Source organism: Streptomyces sp. NPDC058375, assembly GCF_042723425.1.
GTDB lineage: Bacteria > Actinomycetota > Actinomycetes > Streptomycetales > Streptomycetaceae > Streptomyces > Streptomyces durocortorensis.
The window spans coordinates 1-16,517 of record NZ_JBHXJG010000012.1; the positions used below are offsets into that span (position 1 = coordinate 1).

The following is a 16,517-nucleotide window of genomic DNA, read 5'->3' on the forward strand; positions in this document are numbered from 1 at the left end:
GGGACGTGGACCGGGGGGCGCTGTCGCGTCTGCCGGGGCGCTACGCGGTAGCGGGCACCGCGGTCTTCGGCTCCGCGTCGCGGACCTCGTCCCGGTCGGCGTCGTCGCCGAAGGAGTCGATCGGGGAGGCCGAGGCCGAGTTGTACGCGTCGTGGTCGAGGATCTTCTCGCGGGCCGAGACGATCACCGGGACCAGCGCCTGGCCGGCCACGTTGGTGGCGGTGCGCATCATGTCCAGGATCGGGTCGATCGCCATCAGCAGCCCGACGCCCTCCAGCGGGAGGCCCAGCGTGGACAGGGTGAGGGTCAGCATGACCGTCGCGCCGGTGAGACCGGCGGTGGCCGCCGAGCCGATCACCGAGACGAAGGCGATCAGGAGGTAGTCGCCGATGCCCAGCTGCACGTCGAAGATCTGCGCGATGAAGATCGCCGCCAGCGCCGGGTAGATCGCGGCGCAGCCGTCCATCTTGGTGGTCGCGCCGAACGGGACCGCGAAGGAGGCGTACTCCTTCGGAACGCCGAGGCGCTCGGTGACCCGCTGGGTGACCGGCATGGTGCCGACCGAGGAGCGGGAGACGAAGGCGAGCTGGATCGCGGGCCAGGCGCCCTTGAAGAACTGGAGCGGGCTGACCTTGGCGACGGTGGCCAGGAGCAGCGGGTAGACGCCGAACATCACCAGGGCGCAGCCGATGTAGACGTCGGCGGTGAACGTCGCGTACTTGCCGATGAGGTCCCAGCCGTAGTCGGCGATGGCGTAGCCGATGAGGCCGACGGTGCCGATCGGGGCGAGGCGGATGACCCACCACAGGGCCTTCTGGAGCAGTTCCAGGATCGACTGGCTGAGGGTGAGGATCGGCTTGGCCTTTTCGCCGAGCTTGAGGGCGGCGATACCGGCGACGGCGGCCATGAACACGATCTGGAGCACGTTCAGCTCGGTGAACGGCGTGATCACGTTGTCCGGGACGATGCCGGTCAGGAAGTCGATCCAGCTGCCCTTGGTGTCGGAGAGCTCGCCGTCCTTCGGCGTGAGGCCGGTGCCGGAGCCGGGGTTGGTGATCAGGCCGATCGCGAGGCCGATCGCGACCGCGATCAGCGAGGTGATCATGAACCAGAGCAGGGTGCGGGTCGCCAGCCGGGCGGCGTTGTTGACCTGGCGCAGGTTGGTGATCGACACGAGGATCGCGAAGAAGACCAGCGGGGCGACGGCCAGCTTCAGCAGCTGGACGAAGAGCGAGCCGATCTCGTCGAGGGTGGTGACGAGCCAGCCGAGCTCCTGGCTGCGGGCCAGCCAGCCGAGCAGCACACCGAGGACGAGACCGACGACGATCTGGGCCCAGAAGGGGAACCTGGGTATACGGGAACGGGAACCGGAGCCGGAGCCTGTGGGCTGCTCGGCCTCGGGGGTGGCGGGCGCGGAGTTCGCGGACACGGACACACTCCATGGAGGACGCATCGGGACGCACGGAGGCATCCGTACGATCGCGCGGTGGAACGGGGACGGGGTCGCGGCGCCCGCGTCAGGGGCGGCGCCGCTGCATGATGCCGTATCAGACCTCGCGGCAACAGACCGCGGACATACAGCGGCAGAGATCGACATGCAGGCGCGCCACGAGCGGGATGCTCGCGGCATGACGGGGGCGCACAGCTGTCTTCATACCGAACACGTTAACACTTGAACTTTGAGAAGCTCAAAGTCTTTCTTTGGCTCGGAGGCGGCGCACCCCGGCTCAGGGCGGCGCGCCCCGCCGCGCACGTGTCCGGAGAACGCCGAAGACCCCGTACCGGAGCGGCTTGCTCCGGTACGGGGTCCGGCGGAAGGAGGGGTCGCGCGGCGCGCGCGTGTGAGGAACCTTACTGAACCGCGTCCTCGCGGGTGCGGTTGGCGTCCAGGCGGGCCTTGGTGCGGTCGACGCCGGCGACGATCTGCTCGGACATCTCGTCACGCTGCTTGCGCAGCAGCACATAGCTGAGCGGGGCGGAGAGCAAGAGGCCGAGGAGGATCACCCAGATCGCGTTGGAGCCGCCGAGGCCCGAGGGGATCAGCCCGAAGTGGACGGCGACACCGGCGACGAAGAAACAGCCGACGAAGATCAGCAGGCGCAACGCCGTGTAACGGATCATCGCGCTCGGCTTGGCAGCGGACACGGCTGGCCCTCTCTCTTCCCATGGACGGTCGACATGCTTCTGCCCGTCCAGTGAAGCATGGCCCGAATTCTCTCGGTTCAGGGGGTTGCCGGGCCCGGGGCACTCCCCAGCGGGAGCAGCATGATGATGTCGTCACGGTCGTCGCCCGGCGCGACCCGGATGGCGTCCGGCACGCGGCCCACCTCCTTGTAGCCGCAGGCTGCGTAGAAGCGGTCGTTGCCGGTACCGCCCCGGCAGGTGAGCCGGATCGCCTCGATGCCCTCGATGGAGCGCGCGGCGTCGGCGGCGGCCGCCATGAGGTCGCGGCCGCGCCCCTGGCCCTGGAGGCGGGGGTGGACCATCACGGTGTAGAGCATGAGCCAGTGCTGGAGCAGCCGGTGGTCGTTGAGGGAGAGGAAGGCGGTGGCGACGACGGCACCGTCCTCGTCCCGGCCGACCAGCAGCCTGACCTTCCCCTTCTCGATGGCGGCGAGGTGCTTGAGCAGATCGGGCCGGATCTCCTCGGGGGTGACGGGCGCGACGAAGCCGACGGCTCCGCCCGCGTTGGTGACATCGGCCCACAGGGCGGTGATGCCGTCGCGGAGGGCAGGGGTGAACGAGGGATCCAGCTCAAAGGTAAGGGCCATAGGGAGACAGTAACCATTACAGACGGGGAGGCTCAACCCGGTCCGGAACATGAGAAAGCCCCGGCCGGGAACGGCGGCCGGGGCTCTCGCACATCAGGGGTACGTCAGACCCGCATCGGCTGCGGCGACTCGCGCCGGTCCGCCTCCGGGCCCGGGTACTCGCGCAGGATCTCGTACCGGGTGTTCCGCTCGACCGGCCGGAAACCGGCGTCGCGGATCAGGTCGAGCAGGTCCTCACGGCCGAGCTTGTTCGGCGTGCCGAAGTCGTCCGCGTCGTGCGTGATCTTGTACTCGACGACCGAGCCGTCCATGTCGTCCGCACCGTGCTGCAGCGCGAGCTGGGCGGTCTGCACGCCGTGCATCACCCAGAACACCTTGACGTGCGGCACGTTGTCGAAGAGCAGCCGGGAGACCGCGAAGGTCTTCAGCGCCTCCGCGCCGGTCGCCATCGTCGTGCGCGCCTGGAGCTTGTTGCGGACCTTGCCGTCCTTCATGTCCACGAAGTCGTGCTGGTAGCGCAGCGGGATGAAGACCTGGAAGCCGCCGGTCTCGTCCTGCATCTCCCGCAGCCGCAGCACGTGGTCGACGCGGTGGCGGTGCTCCTCGATGTGCCCGTACAGCATCGTCGCAGGGGTCTTGAGCCCCTTCTCGTGCGCGAGACGGTGGATGCGCGACCAGTCCTCCCAGTGGGTGCGGTGGTCGACGATGTGCTGGCGGACCTCCCAGTCGAAGATCTCCGCGCCGCCGCCGGTCAGGGATTCGAGACCGGCCTCGATCAGCTCGTCGAGGATCTCGGAGGCCGAGAGGCCGGAGATCGTCTCGAAGTGGTGGATCTCCGTCGCCGTGAACGCCTTCAGCGCCACGTCCGGCAGGGCTTCCTTCAGCGCGCTGAGCGAGCGCGGGTAGTAGCGCCACGGGAGCGTCGGGTGGAGGCCGTTGACGATGTGCAGCTCGGTGAGGTTCTCGCCCTCCATCGCCTTGGCGAGGCGGACGGCCTCCTCGATGCGCATCGTGTACGCGTCCTTCTCGCCCGGCTTCCGCTGGAACGAGCAGTACGCGCACGAGGCGGTGCACACGTTGGTCATGTTGAGGTGCCGGTTGACGTTGAAGTGCACCACGTCGCCGTTCTTGCGCGTGCGCACCTCGTGCGCGAGCCCGCCCAGCCACGCCAGGTCGTCGGACGCGTAGAGCGCGATCCCGTCCTCGCGGGTCAGCCGCTCGCCGGCCCGGACCTTCTCCTCCAGCTCGCGCTTGAGTCCCGCGTCCACCAGTCCGCCTCCCATATCTCCGTGTATCAGACTCCGACCAACCGTACTCCCCCACCCTTCGGCCGGGAGGTGCCCCCTCTACGGCGCTCCGCGCCTATGACTCCTCGGGAAGCTCCCCGACCCGGTTCTCCCACTTGGTGGAGAGCACGATCGTCGTACGCGTGCGGGAGACGCCCTTCGTACCGCTGAGGCGGCGGATCGTCTTCTCCAGGCCGTCCACGTCGCCGACGCGCACCTTGAGCATGTACGAGTCGTCGCCCGCGATGAACCAGCAGTCCTCGATCTCCGCGAGGTCCTTCAGCCGGCGCGCCACGTCCTCGTGGTCGGCCGCGTCCGAGAGCGAGATCCCGATCAGCGCGGTCACGCCGAGGCCCAGCGACGCGGAGTCGACGGTGGCGCGGTAACCGGTGATGACACCGGCGGTTTCCAGCCGGTTGATGCGGTCGGTGACGCTGGGCCCGGAGAGCCCCACGAGCCGCCCCAGCTCGGCGTACGAGGCCCTGCCGTTCTCCCTGAGGGCCTGGATGAGCTGCCTGTCCACCGCGTCCATATGACTGAAACCTTCCATTGTTCAGCAGTACCGCGAGTCTACGTGTAGAATCTAAGGCATGCAGGGTCGACGCCCTGCAAATCTTCTAGAACATCCAAGAAATGCTTTCGAATCTTCAGGAGTGAACTTCACCGTGTACACGATCGAGATGGCCTACGCCCGGATGCGCGAGCTGCAGGACCTGGCCAACCGCTCGCGTGCCCACCAGCCCGCCGCCGCGCACCGCGTCGACAAGACCCGCACCCCCCGCGCGCACAAGAAGCGCTGACCAGGACCTATCGGTCCTGAGGGGGCCGGGAGCCACCGAGCTCTCCTTCCCAGCGGCGGTACAAGCGGTGCGGCACGTCCGCCGCGTCCAGCACCCGCCCCGCGACGAAATCCACCAGGTCCTGGATGTGCGTCGCGCCCGCGTAGAACGCCGGAGAGGCGGGCAGCACGACCGCGCCCGCCTCGTCCAGGGCCACCATCTGCTTCAGCGTCTGGCCGCTCAGCGGGGTCTCGCGCACCGCGACGACGAGCGGGCGGCGCTCCTTGAGCGTCACGCTCGCGGCCCGCTGGAGCAGATCCTTCGACAGACCGAGCGCCACTCCGGCCACACAGGCCGTCGAGGCCGGCACGATGAGCATCCCCTTCGCCGGGTACGACCCGGAGGACGGCCCGGCGGCCAGATCACCGGCCGGCCAGTGGCGTACGCGCTCCAGCTCCGCGTCCCCCACCGCGAAGGCGTCCGGCTTCCCGTCGGCGCCGCGATCCAGCCAACAGCGCAGGTCCTCGCGCCAGTGCCCGTCCCGGAACGCGATGCCGGTCTCGTCCAGCAGCGTGAGGCGCGAGGCCCGGCTCACCACCAGGTCCACGCTCTCGCCGGCCGCCAGGAGCCCGCGCAGAACGGCGGCCGCGAACGGGGTACCCGAAGCGCCCGACACCCCGACAATCCAAGGCCGCCGCTGCTGCTGAGTCACTGAAGTCCTGGATTCCACACCTGCGAGCCTATCCGGCACGCCTTCGCGCCCGGCACCCGGAACCGGGCGGGCGCCACAGACGTTCTCCGGGTGACGGGCAACCCGGGGGCAGGGGCACACCATGGGCGACTACTGGACCACCGACCGCACCGCGAACAACGGCGCCACCGGCAGCGCGCGGGCCCTGACCGCCGGGATCCTGATGGCGGGCTGGGTGGCCTTGCTGTGGGTCCTCGAAGGGATCGACGTGGCCACGGGCCATGCCCTCGACACGTACGGCATCAGCCCCCGCGAGATGGCGGAGCTGCGGGACGTGGTGCCCGCCGCCTTCCTGCACAGCGGCTGGGAGCACGTGGCCTCCAACAGCGTCCCGCTGCTGGTCCTCGGCTTCATAGCCGCCCTCGCCGGGCTGCGCCGGTTCGCCGCCGTCGTCCTGACGATCATCCTGGCCAGCGGGATCGGCGTCTGGCTGACCGCCCCGGAGAACACGATCACGCTCGGCGCGTCCGGCGTGGTCTTCGGGCTGCTGGGCTATCTGCTGGTCCGCGGCTTCGTGGACCGCCGCCCCTGGGACGTCCTCATAGGCATCGGTGTCGCCGTGGTCTACGGCTCGCTGCTGTGGGGCGTCCTGCCGACCAACACGGGCGTCAGCTGGCAGGGGCATCTGTTCGGGCTGATCGGCGGGGTGGCGGCGGCGTTCCTCTTCCGTCGGCCGTCCGCGCGTCGAGGGCCGGACAACCTGGTCACGGTCTGAGGCGCCCTCGACGTCCCAGGAGCGTTACGGGGTCAGGCCCCGCACCAGCAGGTCCAGCAGGGCGCAGGCGAACAGCGCGATGCCGATGAAGCCGTTCACCGAGAAGAACGCCCGGTTCAGCCGCGACAGATCGTGCGGCCGCACCACGCGGTGCTCGTAGACGAACGCCACCGCGACGATCGCCATCCCGATCCAGTAGAAGACCTCGGCGTCCGTCGCCAGGCCGAACCACACCAGCAGCCCGGTCGTGATCGCGTGGCACACCCGCGCGCCCCACAGCGAGGCCGGGATCCCGAAGCGCGCCGGGAAGGAGAGCACCCCGTGCGCCCGGTCCGCAACCACGTCCTGGCAGGCGAAGATCAGGTCGAAGCCGCCGATCCAGATGCCCACCGCGAGCCCGAGGATCACCGCGTCCCACGACCAGCTGCCCGTCACCGCGAGCCAGGCGCCGACCGGCCCGATGGCCTGCGCGAGCCCCAGGATGGCGTGCGGGAAGTTCGTGAACCGCTTGCCGTACGGGTAGACCACCATCGGCACGACGGCCAGCGGCGCGAGCACCAGGCAGAGCGGGTTGAGCAGGGCCGCCGCGCCGAGGAAGACCGCGAGCGCCACGATCGCGCCGGTCCACGCCGACTTCACCGACACCGCGCCGGTCACCAGCTCCCGGCCGGCGGTGCGCGGGTTCCGGGCGTCGATCTCCCGGTCGATGATCCGGTTGGCGGCCATCGCGAACGTCCGCAGCCCCACCATCGCCAGCGTGACCAGCAGCAGGACACCCCATTGGATGGTGCCGTCCAGCTGGAACATCGCGGTCAGCGCGGCGATGTAGGCGAAGGGCAGCGCGAAGACCGAGTGCTCGATCATCACGAGCCGGAGGAAGGCCTTCACCTTGCTGGTGGAGGGTGCGGGGCCCTGGACGGACGCCGCTTCTGCCGCACTGCTCACAGCCCGTATTCCTTCCAGCGGCGGTCGACCTTCGCCGCCGTGTCCGGGTCGGAGACGACCATCTCCGGCCAGCCGCCGTCCCGGGTGTAGCCCTCGGTGGGCAGCTTCTTCGTGGCGTCGATGCCCGCCTTGCCGCCCCAGAACTGCTGGTACGAGGCGTGGTCCAGGTGGTCGACCGGACCCTCGGCGACCGTGAGGTCCCGGGCGTAGTCGGTGTTGCCGAGCGCCCGCCAGGCGACCTCGTGCAGATCGTGGACGTCGCAGTCGGAGTCGACGACCACGATCAGCTTGGTCAGCGACATCATGTGCGCGCCCCAGATCGCGCTCATCACCTTCTGGGCGTGCTTCGGGTACTTCTTGTCGATCGAGACGATCGCGCAGTTGTGGAAGCCGCCCGCCTCGGGGAGGTGGTAGTCCACGATGTCCGGCACGATGATCTTCAGCAGCGGCAGGAAGAACCGCTCCGTGGCCCGGCCCAGCGGCCCGTCCTCGGTCGGCGGCCGGCCCACCACGATGGACTGGAGCAGGGGCCGCCTGCGCATGGTGACGCAGTCGATGGTCAGTGCGGGGAACGGTTCCTGCGGGGTGTAGAAGCCGGTGTGGTCCCCGAACGGGCCCTCGGGCAGCATCTCCCCCGGCTCCAGCCACCCCTCGATGACGACCTCCGCCTGCGCGGGGACCTGGAGCGGGACGGTCTTGCAGTCGACCATCTCGATCCGCTTGCCCTGGACGAACCCGGCGAACAGATACTCGTCGATGTCCCCGGGCAGCGGCGCGGTGGAGGCGTACGTCACGGCGGGCGGGCAGCCGAAGGCGATGGCGACGGGCAGCCGCTCACCGCGCCTCGCCGCCACCTGGTAGTGGTTGGCGCTGTCCTTGTGGATCTGCCAGTGCATCCCGATGGTGCGCTTGTCGTGGCGCTGGAGCCGGTAGAGGCCCAGGTTGCGAACGCCGTTCTCGGGGTGCTTGGTGTGGGTGAGGCCGAGGTTGAAGAACGAGCCGCCGTCCTCGGGCCAGGTGAACAGCGCGGGCAGCTTGTCCAGGTCGACGTCGTCGCCGGTCAGGACCACTTCCTGGACGGGCGCGTCGCTCGACTTCACCTTCTTCGGCGGTACGTGCACCATCGAGCCGAGCTTCCCGAAGGCTTCCCGTACGCCGACGAAGCCCTGCGGCAGCTCCGGCTTGAGGAGTCCGCCGATCTTGTCGCTGATGTCGCTGTAGGACTTCAGGCCCAGGGCCTTGAGCAGCCGCCGGTCGGTGCCGAAGACGTTCATGGCCAGGGGCATCGAGGACCCCTTGACGTTCTCGAACAGCAGGGCGGGACCGCCCGCCTTGTTGACCCGGTCGACGATCTCACCGACCTCCAGGTGGGGGTCGACCTCGACCTTGACGCGCTTGAGATCACCATCGCGCTCAAGAGCCCGGAGCAGGGAGCGAAGATCGTCGTAAGCCATGCGGTCCAGTTTGTCATCCCCGGTCCCGCGGCCCCGCCGGGGCTCCCCCGTCCAGCGCCCCGGATCCTTCATGACGAGCCGGTACCCTGGCCGCGATACGGGGCAATCATCCCGCCCGCCGCCACTTCCTGGGGGACGCACCATGAGAGCCCTGATGTTCATCGTGCCGCTGGCTCTGACGATCTACGCGTTCATCGACTGCCTGAACACCTCCGAAGAGGACACCAAGCACCTGCCGAAGATCGCCTGGGTCTTCATCATCCTGCTGTTCTGGATCGTCGGCCCGGTCGTCTGGCTCGTCGCCGGCAAGAACCGCCGCACCACGGCCGGGGCCGCCGGGCCCTCCTCGTGGCAGCGGGGCAGGCGGCAGCAGTGGGTGGCCCCGGACGACAACCTCGACTTCCTCAAGTCGCTCAAGAAGGACGACGAGAACGCCGAGGCCGAGGAGGAGCCGGGCCGCCACGACGGCGGGAAGAACCCCGACGACAAGACCCCGCCCGCTTCCTGACCGGATATTCCGCCCGGACGGGGTGATCTTTCCGACCGGCGCGGTGGGCACGTGACGGGGGCGGCGTCGGCCATCCTCGAAGAGGCAGCGCGGACACAGGCACCGCACGCGTGACCCTTCCGAGGAGCCCCCACATGCCCGAAACCCCCGCCGACGTCGTCGCCCGCCTCCGGGCCGCCTTCCGTACCGGCCGCACCAAGGACCTCGCCTGGCGCACCGGCCAATTGGAGCGGCTGCGCGCCCTCCTCACCGAGCACGGTGACGACCTCGCGGACGCGCTCCGCGCCGACCTCGGCAAGGGCCGCAAGGAGGCGTACCGCACCGAGATCGACTTCACGGTGCGGGAGATCGACCACACGCTGGAGCACCTGGCCGACTGGCTGCGCCCCGAGCCCGCTCCCGTACCGCCGCACCTCGCCCCCACGGGCGCCCAGGCCCGTACGGTGCTGGATCCGCTCGGCGTCGTCCTGGTCATCGCGCCCTGGAACTACCCGGTGCAGCTGCTGCTCGCCCCGGTCGTCGGCGCGCTCGCGGCCGGGAACTGCGTGGTGGCCAAGCCCAGCGAGCTGGCGCCCGCGACCTCCGCCGCCGTGGCCCGGCTGCTGCCCCGGTATCTGGACCCGGAGGCGGTCGCGGTCGTGGAGGGGGCGGTCGAGGAGACGACGGCCCTGCTGGAGCAGCGCTTCGACCACATCTTCTACACCGGCAACGGCACGGTCGGCCGGATCGTGATGGCCGCCGCCGCGAAGCATCTGACGCCCGTCACCCTGGAGCTGGGCGGCAAGTCCCCGGCCTTCGTCGACCGGGGCACGGACCTGGACGCGGTGGCCGCCCGGCTGGTCGCGGGGAAGTTCCTCAACGCCGGGCAGACCTGTGTGGCCCCCGACTACGTGCTGACCGACCCGGAGACCGCGCCGGCCCTCGCAAAGGCGCTGACGGGCGCGGTGGAGAAGCAGTTCGGCGCGGACCCGGCGGACCACCCGGAGTACGGGCGGATCGTGAACGAGCGTCACTTCGACCGGCTGACCGGGCTGCTGGACTCCGGCCGTACGGTGGTCGGCGGGGCCCACGACCGGGCGACGAAGTACATCGCGCCGACCGTGCTGGCCGACGTGGCCCCCGACGCGCCGGTGATGGGCGAGGAGATCTTCGGGCCGATCCTGCCGCTGGTCACGGTGGACGGGCTGGACGAGGCGATCGGCTTCGTCAACGACCGGGACAAGCCGCTGGCGCTGTACGCGTTCACCGACTCCGACGCCGTACGGGAGAGGCTGCTGGCCGAGACGTCGTCGGGGGCGGTCGGCATCGGCCTGCCGCTGGCCCATCTCACCGTCTCGGACCTGCCGTTCGGCGGGGTCGGCGAGAGCGGCATGGGCAGCTACCACGGCCCGTACTCCGTGGAGACGTTCAGCCACCGCAAGGCGGTCCTGGACACCCCGCTGGGCTGACCCACGCGAAGGCGCCCCGGACAAAGATCCGTCCGGGGCGCCTTCGTGTTCGTGCGTACGCGGTCTCGGACCCCGGCGTCCTCAGACCCCGGCGTAGGAGTGCAGGCCGGAGACGAAGATGTTCACGCCGTAGTAGTTGAACAGCCAGCAGGCGAAGGCGACGAGCGCCAGGTAGGCGGCCTTGCGGCCCTTCCAGCCTGCGGTGGCGCGGGCGTGCAGGTAGGCGGCGTAGGCGACCCAGGTGATGAAGGACCAGACCTCCTTGGGATCCCAGCCCCAGTACCGGCCCCAGGCGTCGCCCGCCCAGATCGCGCCCGCGATGATCGTGAACGTCCACAGCGGGAAGACGGCCGCGTTGATCCGGTACGAGAACTTGTCCAGCGAGGCGGCCGCGGGCAGCCGCTCCATGACCGAGGCGGCGAACTTGCCCGGGGTGCCGCCGGAGGCGAGCTTGTTCTCGTAGCTGTCGCGGAAGAGGTAGAGGACCGTGCCGACCGCGCCGAGGTAGAAGACCGCGCCGCAGAGGATCGCCGTCGAGACGTGGATCCACAGCCAGTACGAGTGCAGCGCGGGCACCAGCTGGTCGCTGTCGGTGTAGAGCGTGGTGACCGCGATGCCGAGGTCCAGCAGGACGGTGGTGACCAGCGGGAGGCCGATCCAGCGGACGTTCTTCTTCAGTGCGAGCAGCACCAGGTAGGAGCCGACCACCACGGTGGAGAAGGTGATGGAGAACTCGTACATGTTGGCCCAGGGGGCCCGCTGCACGGACAGGGCGCGGGTGACGACCCCGCCCGCCTGGACGAAGAAGGCCACCACGGTCAGCGAGACCGCGATCCGGCCCCACAGGTCGCCCTTGAACGTGCCGCCCGCCGCACCCGGGCCGTCGGGCACGTCCCGCGTGCCGGCGGCGTTGCGGGTGATGACCTCGGGCCGCTCCAGCACGGCCGTGCCGCCGGTCTGCGCCTTCACCGCGGGGGCGGCGGCGGAGGCTCCGGCCGCGGTGCCGGACAGCGCGGCGGCCGTGCGGCCGACCTTGCTGCGGCTGCCGAGGACCCACTCCGCGATGTGCGCGAAGAAGGCCAGGGTGTAGACGGCCATCGACGAATAGATCAGCACATTGCTGGTGTGCGCCAGGCTCTCGTTGGTTGCGGCGGCGAGATTCACTTCTCAGCCCCTTCGGCAGGTGCTTCGGCAGGATGTACGGGCCGGCTCCCGGCCTCGTTCGTGGCATCGGGTGCGTCCCCGTCCGTGGACGTGGCCGTGGACACCGCAGGTTTCTCCGGCGCGACCGGCGCCGTGGTGACGAGAGCGGCCGAGAGGTCGCCCAGTTCCTCGGGGAGCTTCGCGGACTCGCTGCGGCCCAGGCCCGCCATCTCCACGACCGTGACGCCGTCGGCGCCCCGGACCGCCCGCACCCACACCCGGCGGCGCTGGATGAACAGCGATCCGGCGAGTCCGGCGATGGCGGCGACGGCTCCGCCGAGCGCCCAGCCGTTGCCCGGCTGCTGGGAGATCTGGAAGCTGGCCCACTCCTCGGTGCCCTCGAAGGTGATGGAACCGGCGCCGTCGGGCAGGTCAAGCTTCTCGCCGGGCATCAGCATCTTCTTGAGCAGCTCGCCGTCCTCGTCCTTGAACTCCTTCATCTTGGACGTGTCGAGCTGGTAGACGTTCTGCGCGAGCCCGGAGTCGACGCCGAGCGAGCCCTGGTAGGCGCTGAGCGCCAGCACGGGGAAGTCCAGCGCCGGGAACTGCGAGAACATCTGGCCCTTGCCGTGACCGGCGAAGGTCGGCACGAAGAACGCCTTGAAGCCCAGCTGGGTCTTGACGCCGTTCTTGTCCTTGTAGCCGTCCATCACCTTGATCGCGCCGGACGAGGTGATGTTGTTGTCGATCGGCAGGAGCGGCACGGCGGACTTCGAGACGACCTTGCCCTTGCCGTCCCGGACGGTGACGACGGGGGCGTAGCCGTGGGCGATCAGATAGACCTTGGTGCCGTCGACGACGAGCGGTTCGTTGACCTTGATGACGCCCTTGCGCTCCGCTCCGTCGGCGCCCTCGGTGTAGTTCACCCGGGCCTCGAAGGTGCGCGGGGTGCCGCGCTGCGGGCCGCTCTTCTCGTACGTACCGACGAAGTCGTCGAGCACGAAGCTGAACGGGGCCAGCGAGTCGGAGTCGTAGAGCGAGCCCGACTTGAAGTCGTCGTACTGGGTGAGCGTGTTGGAGAAACCGTCGCCCTCGACGACCAGCTTGCCGCCCTCGGACTTGAAGAGCTGCCCGGCGGCGAAGGCCACCAGCATCACGATCAGGGCGATGTGGAAGACCAGGTTCCCGGCCTCGCGGAGGTAGCCCTTCTCGGCGGCGACCGCGTCCCCGACCTCGTGCGTACGGAAGCGCCGCTTGCGCAGGATCGCGAGGGCCGCCTCGCGGACCTCCTCGGGCTCGGCCTCCGTGCGCCAGGTGGTGTACGCGGGCAGCCGGGTCAGCCGCTTCGGCGCGCCCGGCGGGCGGCTGCGGAGCTGGCCTACGAACTGGCCGGTGCGCGGCACGATGCAGCCGATGAGCGAGACGAACAGCAGGATGTAGATCGCGGAGAACCACACCGAGCTGTAGACGTCGAAGAGCTGGAGCGCCTCGTAGATCGGCGTGAGGGTGGTGTGCCGGTCCTTGAAGGCCTGCACCTTCATGTCGTCGACGCTGGTCTGCGGGATCAGCGACCCCGGGATCGCCCCGAGGGAGAGCAGGAAGAGCAGGATCAGCGCCACCCGCATCGAGGTCAGCTGACGCCAGAACCAGCGCACCCAGCCGATCACGCTCATCGCGGGCACGCCGGCCCCGGTGTCGGGGCGCTCCTCGCGGGGCGCGGTGGAGAGCTGTTCGCCGGCCGCGCCGTGGGCGGAGCCCTGCTCGTGCTCGTCCGCGCGCTCGCGCCTCCACGTGCTGTTCGCCTTGCTCATTGGACTCAGATCCCTACAACGAAGCCGCTGGACCAGCTCTGCATGTGCTGCATGAGCGTGGCCCACGCACCGGTCAGCAGCAGGATTCCGGTCACGATCATCATGCCGCCGCCGATCCGCATCACCCATGCGTAGTGGCGCTTGACCCAGCCGAACGCGCCGAGCGCCTTGCGGAAGGCGACCGCGGCGAGGACGAACGGGACACCGAGACCGAGACAGTACGCGATGGTCAGTATCGCGCCGCGTCCGGCGGTGGCGCTCTGGGTCGAGAGCGCCAGTACGGAGGAGAGCGTCGGGCCGATGCACGGGGTCCAGCCGATCCCGAACAGGGCGCCGAGCAGCGGTGCTCCGGCCAGACCGGTCACCGGCCGCTTGTGGAAGCGGAACTCGCGCTGCGTCACGCCCGGCAGGAGCCCCATGAAGAAGACGCCCATCAGGATCATCAGCACGCCGAGGACCTTGTTGAGCACCTCGGCGTGCATCTGGAGCTCTTGGCCGAAGTAGCCGAAGAGCGCGCCGGTGGAGGCGAACACGACAGTGAAGCCGAGGACGAACAGCGAGGCGCCGGCCACCACCCTGCCCCGGCGGGCGTCGGCCAGGTCGGTGCCGCTGACTCCGGTGACGTAACTCAGATAGCCGGGGACCAGCGGCAGGACGCAGGGCGAGAAGAAGGAGATGAGACCGGCCAGCAGGGCGAGCGGCAGAGCGGCCAGCAGCGCCCCGGACAGCACGGTGTCGTTGTACGCGGCCAGCGTGACGGTCTCGTGGTGGGCGGCGAGCGGGATCACCGGATCACTTCTCCGCGATGATCGGGTCGATCATCTCGCGCAGCTCGTCCCCGTTCAGCGCCTGGAGCGTGCGGGCCGCGATCTTCCCGTCCCGGTCGATGACCACGGTGGACGGGATGGCCTGCGGGTTCAGGGTGCCCTTGGGGAAACGGAGGATGAGCTTGCCGATCGGGTCGTAGAAGCTGGGGTACTCGACCCCGTAGTCCTTCTCGAAGTTGATCGCCTTGTCCCGCTCGGGGTCGCGGGTGTTTATCCCGACGAACTGGACGCCCTGGTCCTTCGTCTCCTCGGAGACCTTCGCGAAGTACTTCGCCTCCAGCCGGCAGGGGCCGCACCAGGAGCCCCAGACGTTCAGCACGACGACCTTGCCCTTGTAGTCGGCGAGGTCGAGCGGCTTGCCCTCCAGGCTGTTGCCGTCGAGCTTGGGCGCGGCCACCCGGTCCGCCTTCGCGACGGTGGAGACGCCCCCGCTGCCGGTGACGAAGTTGGTGTTGCCGCCGCCCCCGGCCTTGTTGCCGTCGCCGCACGCGGTCAGCGTCAGGGCACCGGCCACGGCGGTGGCGGCGAGCAGGGTGAAGCGGCGTCGGGACGCGCGGCCAAAGCTCATGTGAAAAGTTTCGCATGGCAGTTTCCGGCGATCTGCGCGCCCCCCTCGGTGCCCGTAAAGCCCCTTGTCAAGCCTGTTTAAAGAAGGAGTTCCAGCCGCCGGCGGGCGCCTGCCCGACGTCCAGCGTCCGGAGCTTGGCGAGGACGGCGGGATCCTGGGCGTCGAGCCAGTCGACGTACTGCCGGAACGAGACGAGACGGACGTCGTCCTTGTCCGCGACCTTCTTGATCACTTCTTCGACGGCGTCCATATAGATGCCGCCGTTCCACTCCTCGAAGTGGTTGCCGATGTAGAAGGGCGCGCGATTCGACTCGTAGGCGCGCTGGAATCCGGCGAGATAGGCGTCGGTCGCCTGCTGCCGCCAGGCGGGATAACGCGCGGGCATGCCCTTGGTCGAATTCTGCGACTGGTTGGCGAGGATGTTGTAGTCCATCGAGAGCACCTCGAAGGAGTGCCCGGGGAACGGCATCGCCTGCAGCGGCAGGTCCCAGACGCCGCCGCGCTTGACGGGCCAGGTCTGGCGGCCGCCGGGCGAGCTGGCGTCGTAGCGCCAGCCCAGCTTGCTCGCGGTCGGCAGGAGATTGTCCTGGCCGAGCAGGCAGGGGGTGCGGCCGCCGACGAGTTCCTTGCGATAGTCGAACGGAAGCGGGTCCTCGTTCTCCCAGCCGGTGTTCGTCCGCCATTCCGTGACGAACGACACAGCCTGATTGATCTCGCTGTGCCATTGGGCCGGCGTCCAGCGCTCCACGGATCCGGAACCGCCGCAGAAATGCCCGTTGAAGTGGGTGCCGATCTCATGGCCGTCCAGCCACGCCTGACGCACGTACTTCAGCGTGTCCTTGACGTGATCGTCGGTGAGATAGCCGATGTCGGAGGCGCCGCGGGGGTTGTTCGGCGGACGGTAGAGGGATTTCTTCGACTCGGGCAGCAGATAGATCCCGGAGAGGAAGAACGTCATCGCCGCGTCGTGTTCCTTGGCGAGTTCGAGAAAGCGCGGGAAGAGCCCGTTGCCGACCTCGCCCGCGCCGTCCCAGGAAAAGATCACGAACTGCGGGGGCTTCTGGCCGGGTTCGAGCGGGACGGGCGCGTCCGGCTGGTGGGGCTGCTTGCCGGTGTCGGCGGTCGAGCCGTCGCCGATCAGCCGGACCTTGTTCTTCGGCGAACCGTTTCCGCTGCCGTTGCCGCCGGTACCGGAGTCACCCTCGCCGCCCTGGCCGGACCCTCCGTCACCGGAGGAGCCCGAGGTGCCACAGCCGGCGAGTCCGATCGCGGCTGCGGCCCCGAGTCCCGCGCCGAGCAGGCCCCTTCGATTGATGTCGCGCATACCGTCCCCATCTGCGGTCGTTTTATCTCAAGCCCATACAAACTGCTGAAGGGTTAGATGAGGCGCGTAACACGACGGTTCCGTGCATTTGGGGACTTTCTTTACGCTTTACCTTGCGGCCGCCCGGCCGATCTTGGTGCGACGTCCGTACGGCGCCCGCACGTATCTACGAGCAGCTCCGATGTGG

General features: G+C 69.3%; 17 protein-coding genes. 4 read left to right on the top strand and 13 right to left on the bottom strand.

Features of this window, described 5'->3' with window-relative positions; genetic code table 11:
- Positions 1-40: 40 nt before the first annotated feature.
- The 5 genes from ACFWM7_RS03920 to ACFWM7_RS03940 all read right to left on the bottom strand — a co-directional run bounded on the left by ACFWM7_RS03920 (position 41) and on the right by ACFWM7_RS03940 (position 4,589).
- Complete coding sequence (locus tag ACFWM7_RS03920) at positions 41-1,429, bottom strand: dicarboxylate/amino acid:cation symporter (RefSeq protein WP_383254711.1); 1,389 nt, start codon at positions 1,427-1,429, stop codon at positions 41-43.
- A gap of 422 nt (positions 1,430-1,851) precedes the next feature.
- Positions 1,852-2,145 carry a DUF4229 domain-containing protein gene (locus tag ACFWM7_RS03925; protein WP_383254712.1) on the bottom strand — a complete coding sequence of 98 codons (294 nt, stop codon included), beginning with the start codon at positions 2,143-2,145 and terminating at the stop codon, positions 1,852-1,854.
- A 77-nt stretch (positions 2,146-2,222) separates the two neighbouring features.
- Positions 2,223-2,771: a GNAT family N-acetyltransferase gene (locus ACFWM7_RS03930; RefSeq protein ID WP_383254715.1), complete on the bottom strand. Its 549-nt coding sequence runs from the start codon at positions 2,769-2,771 to the stop codon at positions 2,223-2,225.
- Positions 2,772-2,875: 104 nt separating this feature from the next.
- A complete protein-coding gene (gene mqnE, locus ACFWM7_RS03935) occupies positions 2,876-4,039 on the bottom strand; it encodes an aminofutalosine synthase MqnE (RefSeq protein WP_217232208.1) in 1,164 nt (387 codons plus the stop codon).
- A 94-nt stretch (positions 4,040-4,133) separates the two neighbouring features.
- Entirely contained in the window at positions 4,134-4,589 is a 456-nt protein-coding gene (locus ACFWM7_RS03940; RefSeq protein ID WP_010063935.1) for an Lrp/AsnC family transcriptional regulator, read from the bottom strand.
- 121 nt (positions 4,590-4,710) lie between these two features.
- Between ACFWM7_RS03940 and ACFWM7_RS03945 the strand changes: the two genes are divergently transcribed.
- Positions 4,711-4,857 (top strand): hypothetical protein, encoded by a 147-nt coding sequence (locus ACFWM7_RS03945; RefSeq protein ID WP_007460445.1) that lies wholly within the window; start codon positions 4,711-4,713, stop codon positions 4,855-4,857.
- Positions 4,858-4,864: 7 nt separating this feature from the next.
- Here the strand turns inward: ACFWM7_RS03945 and ACFWM7_RS03950 are convergent, their stop codons facing one another.
- Entirely contained in the window at positions 4,865-5,548 is a 684-nt protein-coding gene (locus tag ACFWM7_RS03950) for a UbiX family flavin prenyltransferase (protein ID WP_383254720.1), read from the bottom strand.
- 121 nt (positions 5,549-5,669) lie between these two features.
- Between ACFWM7_RS03950 and ACFWM7_RS03955 the strand changes: the two genes are divergently transcribed.
- Positions 5,670-6,302 (top strand): rhomboid family intramembrane serine protease, encoded by a 633-nt coding sequence (locus tag ACFWM7_RS03955; protein WP_383254723.1) that lies wholly within the window; start codon positions 5,670-5,672, stop codon positions 6,300-6,302.
- 24 nt (positions 6,303-6,326) lie between these two features.
- Here the strand turns inward: ACFWM7_RS03955 and mqnP are convergent, their stop codons facing one another.
- The gene (gene mqnP, locus ACFWM7_RS03960) at positions 6,327-7,247 is read right to left on the bottom strand and encodes a menaquinone biosynthesis prenyltransferase MqnP (RefSeq protein ID WP_383254724.1); all 921 of its coding nucleotides are present in this window, start codon (positions 7,245-7,247) and stop codon (positions 6,327-6,329) included.
- The gene (locus ACFWM7_RS03965) at positions 7,244-8,701 is read right to left on the bottom strand and encodes a menaquinone biosynthesis decarboxylase (RefSeq protein ID WP_383254729.1); all 1,458 of its coding nucleotides are present in this window, start codon (positions 8,699-8,701) and stop codon (positions 7,244-7,246) included. The genes mqnP and ACFWM7_RS03965 overlap by 4 nt, the downstream gene beginning before the upstream one ends.
- A gap of 154 nt (positions 8,702-8,855) precedes the next feature.
- Between ACFWM7_RS03965 and ACFWM7_RS03970 the strand changes: the two genes are divergently transcribed.
- Complete coding sequence (locus ACFWM7_RS03970) at positions 8,856-9,209, top strand: PLD nuclease N-terminal domain-containing protein (RefSeq protein ID WP_383254849.1); 354 nt, start codon at positions 8,856-8,858, stop codon at positions 9,207-9,209.
- 134 nt (positions 9,210-9,343) lie between these two features.
- Complete coding sequence (locus ACFWM7_RS03975; protein WP_383254734.1) at positions 9,344-10,657, top strand: aldehyde dehydrogenase family protein; 1,314 nt, start codon at positions 9,344-9,346, stop codon at positions 10,655-10,657.
- Positions 10,658-10,738: 81 nt separating this feature from the next.
- Here the strand turns inward: ACFWM7_RS03975 and ccsB are convergent, their stop codons facing one another.
- The 5 genes from ccsB to ACFWM7_RS04000 form a co-directional block, all read right to left on the bottom strand.
- A complete protein-coding gene (gene ccsB / locus ACFWM7_RS03980) occupies positions 10,739-11,821 on the bottom strand; it encodes a c-type cytochrome biogenesis protein CcsB (RefSeq protein ID WP_383254737.1) in 1,083 nt (360 codons plus the stop codon).
- Entirely contained in the window at positions 11,818-13,611 is a 1,794-nt protein-coding gene (locus ACFWM7_RS03985) for a cytochrome c biogenesis protein ResB (RefSeq protein ID WP_383254742.1), read from the bottom strand. Before ACFWM7_RS03985 ends, ccsB begins: the two co-directional genes overlap by 4 nt.
- Positions 13,612-13,616: 5 nt before the next feature.
- Positions 13,617-14,399 (bottom strand): cytochrome c biogenesis CcdA family protein, encoded by a 783-nt coding sequence (locus ACFWM7_RS03990; protein ID WP_383254746.1) that lies wholly within the window; start codon positions 14,397-14,399, stop codon positions 13,617-13,619.
- A 4-nt stretch (positions 14,400-14,403) separates the two neighbouring features.
- Entirely contained in the window at positions 14,404-15,006 is a 603-nt protein-coding gene (locus ACFWM7_RS03995) for a TlpA family protein disulfide reductase (RefSeq protein WP_383254751.1), read from the bottom strand.
- Positions 15,007-15,073: 67 nt separating this feature from the next.
- A complete protein-coding gene (locus tag ACFWM7_RS04000) occupies positions 15,074-16,330 on the bottom strand; it encodes a hypothetical protein (RefSeq protein ID WP_383254757.1) in 1,257 nt (418 codons plus the stop codon).
- Between the last annotated feature and the right edge of the window lie 187 nt (positions 16,331-16,517).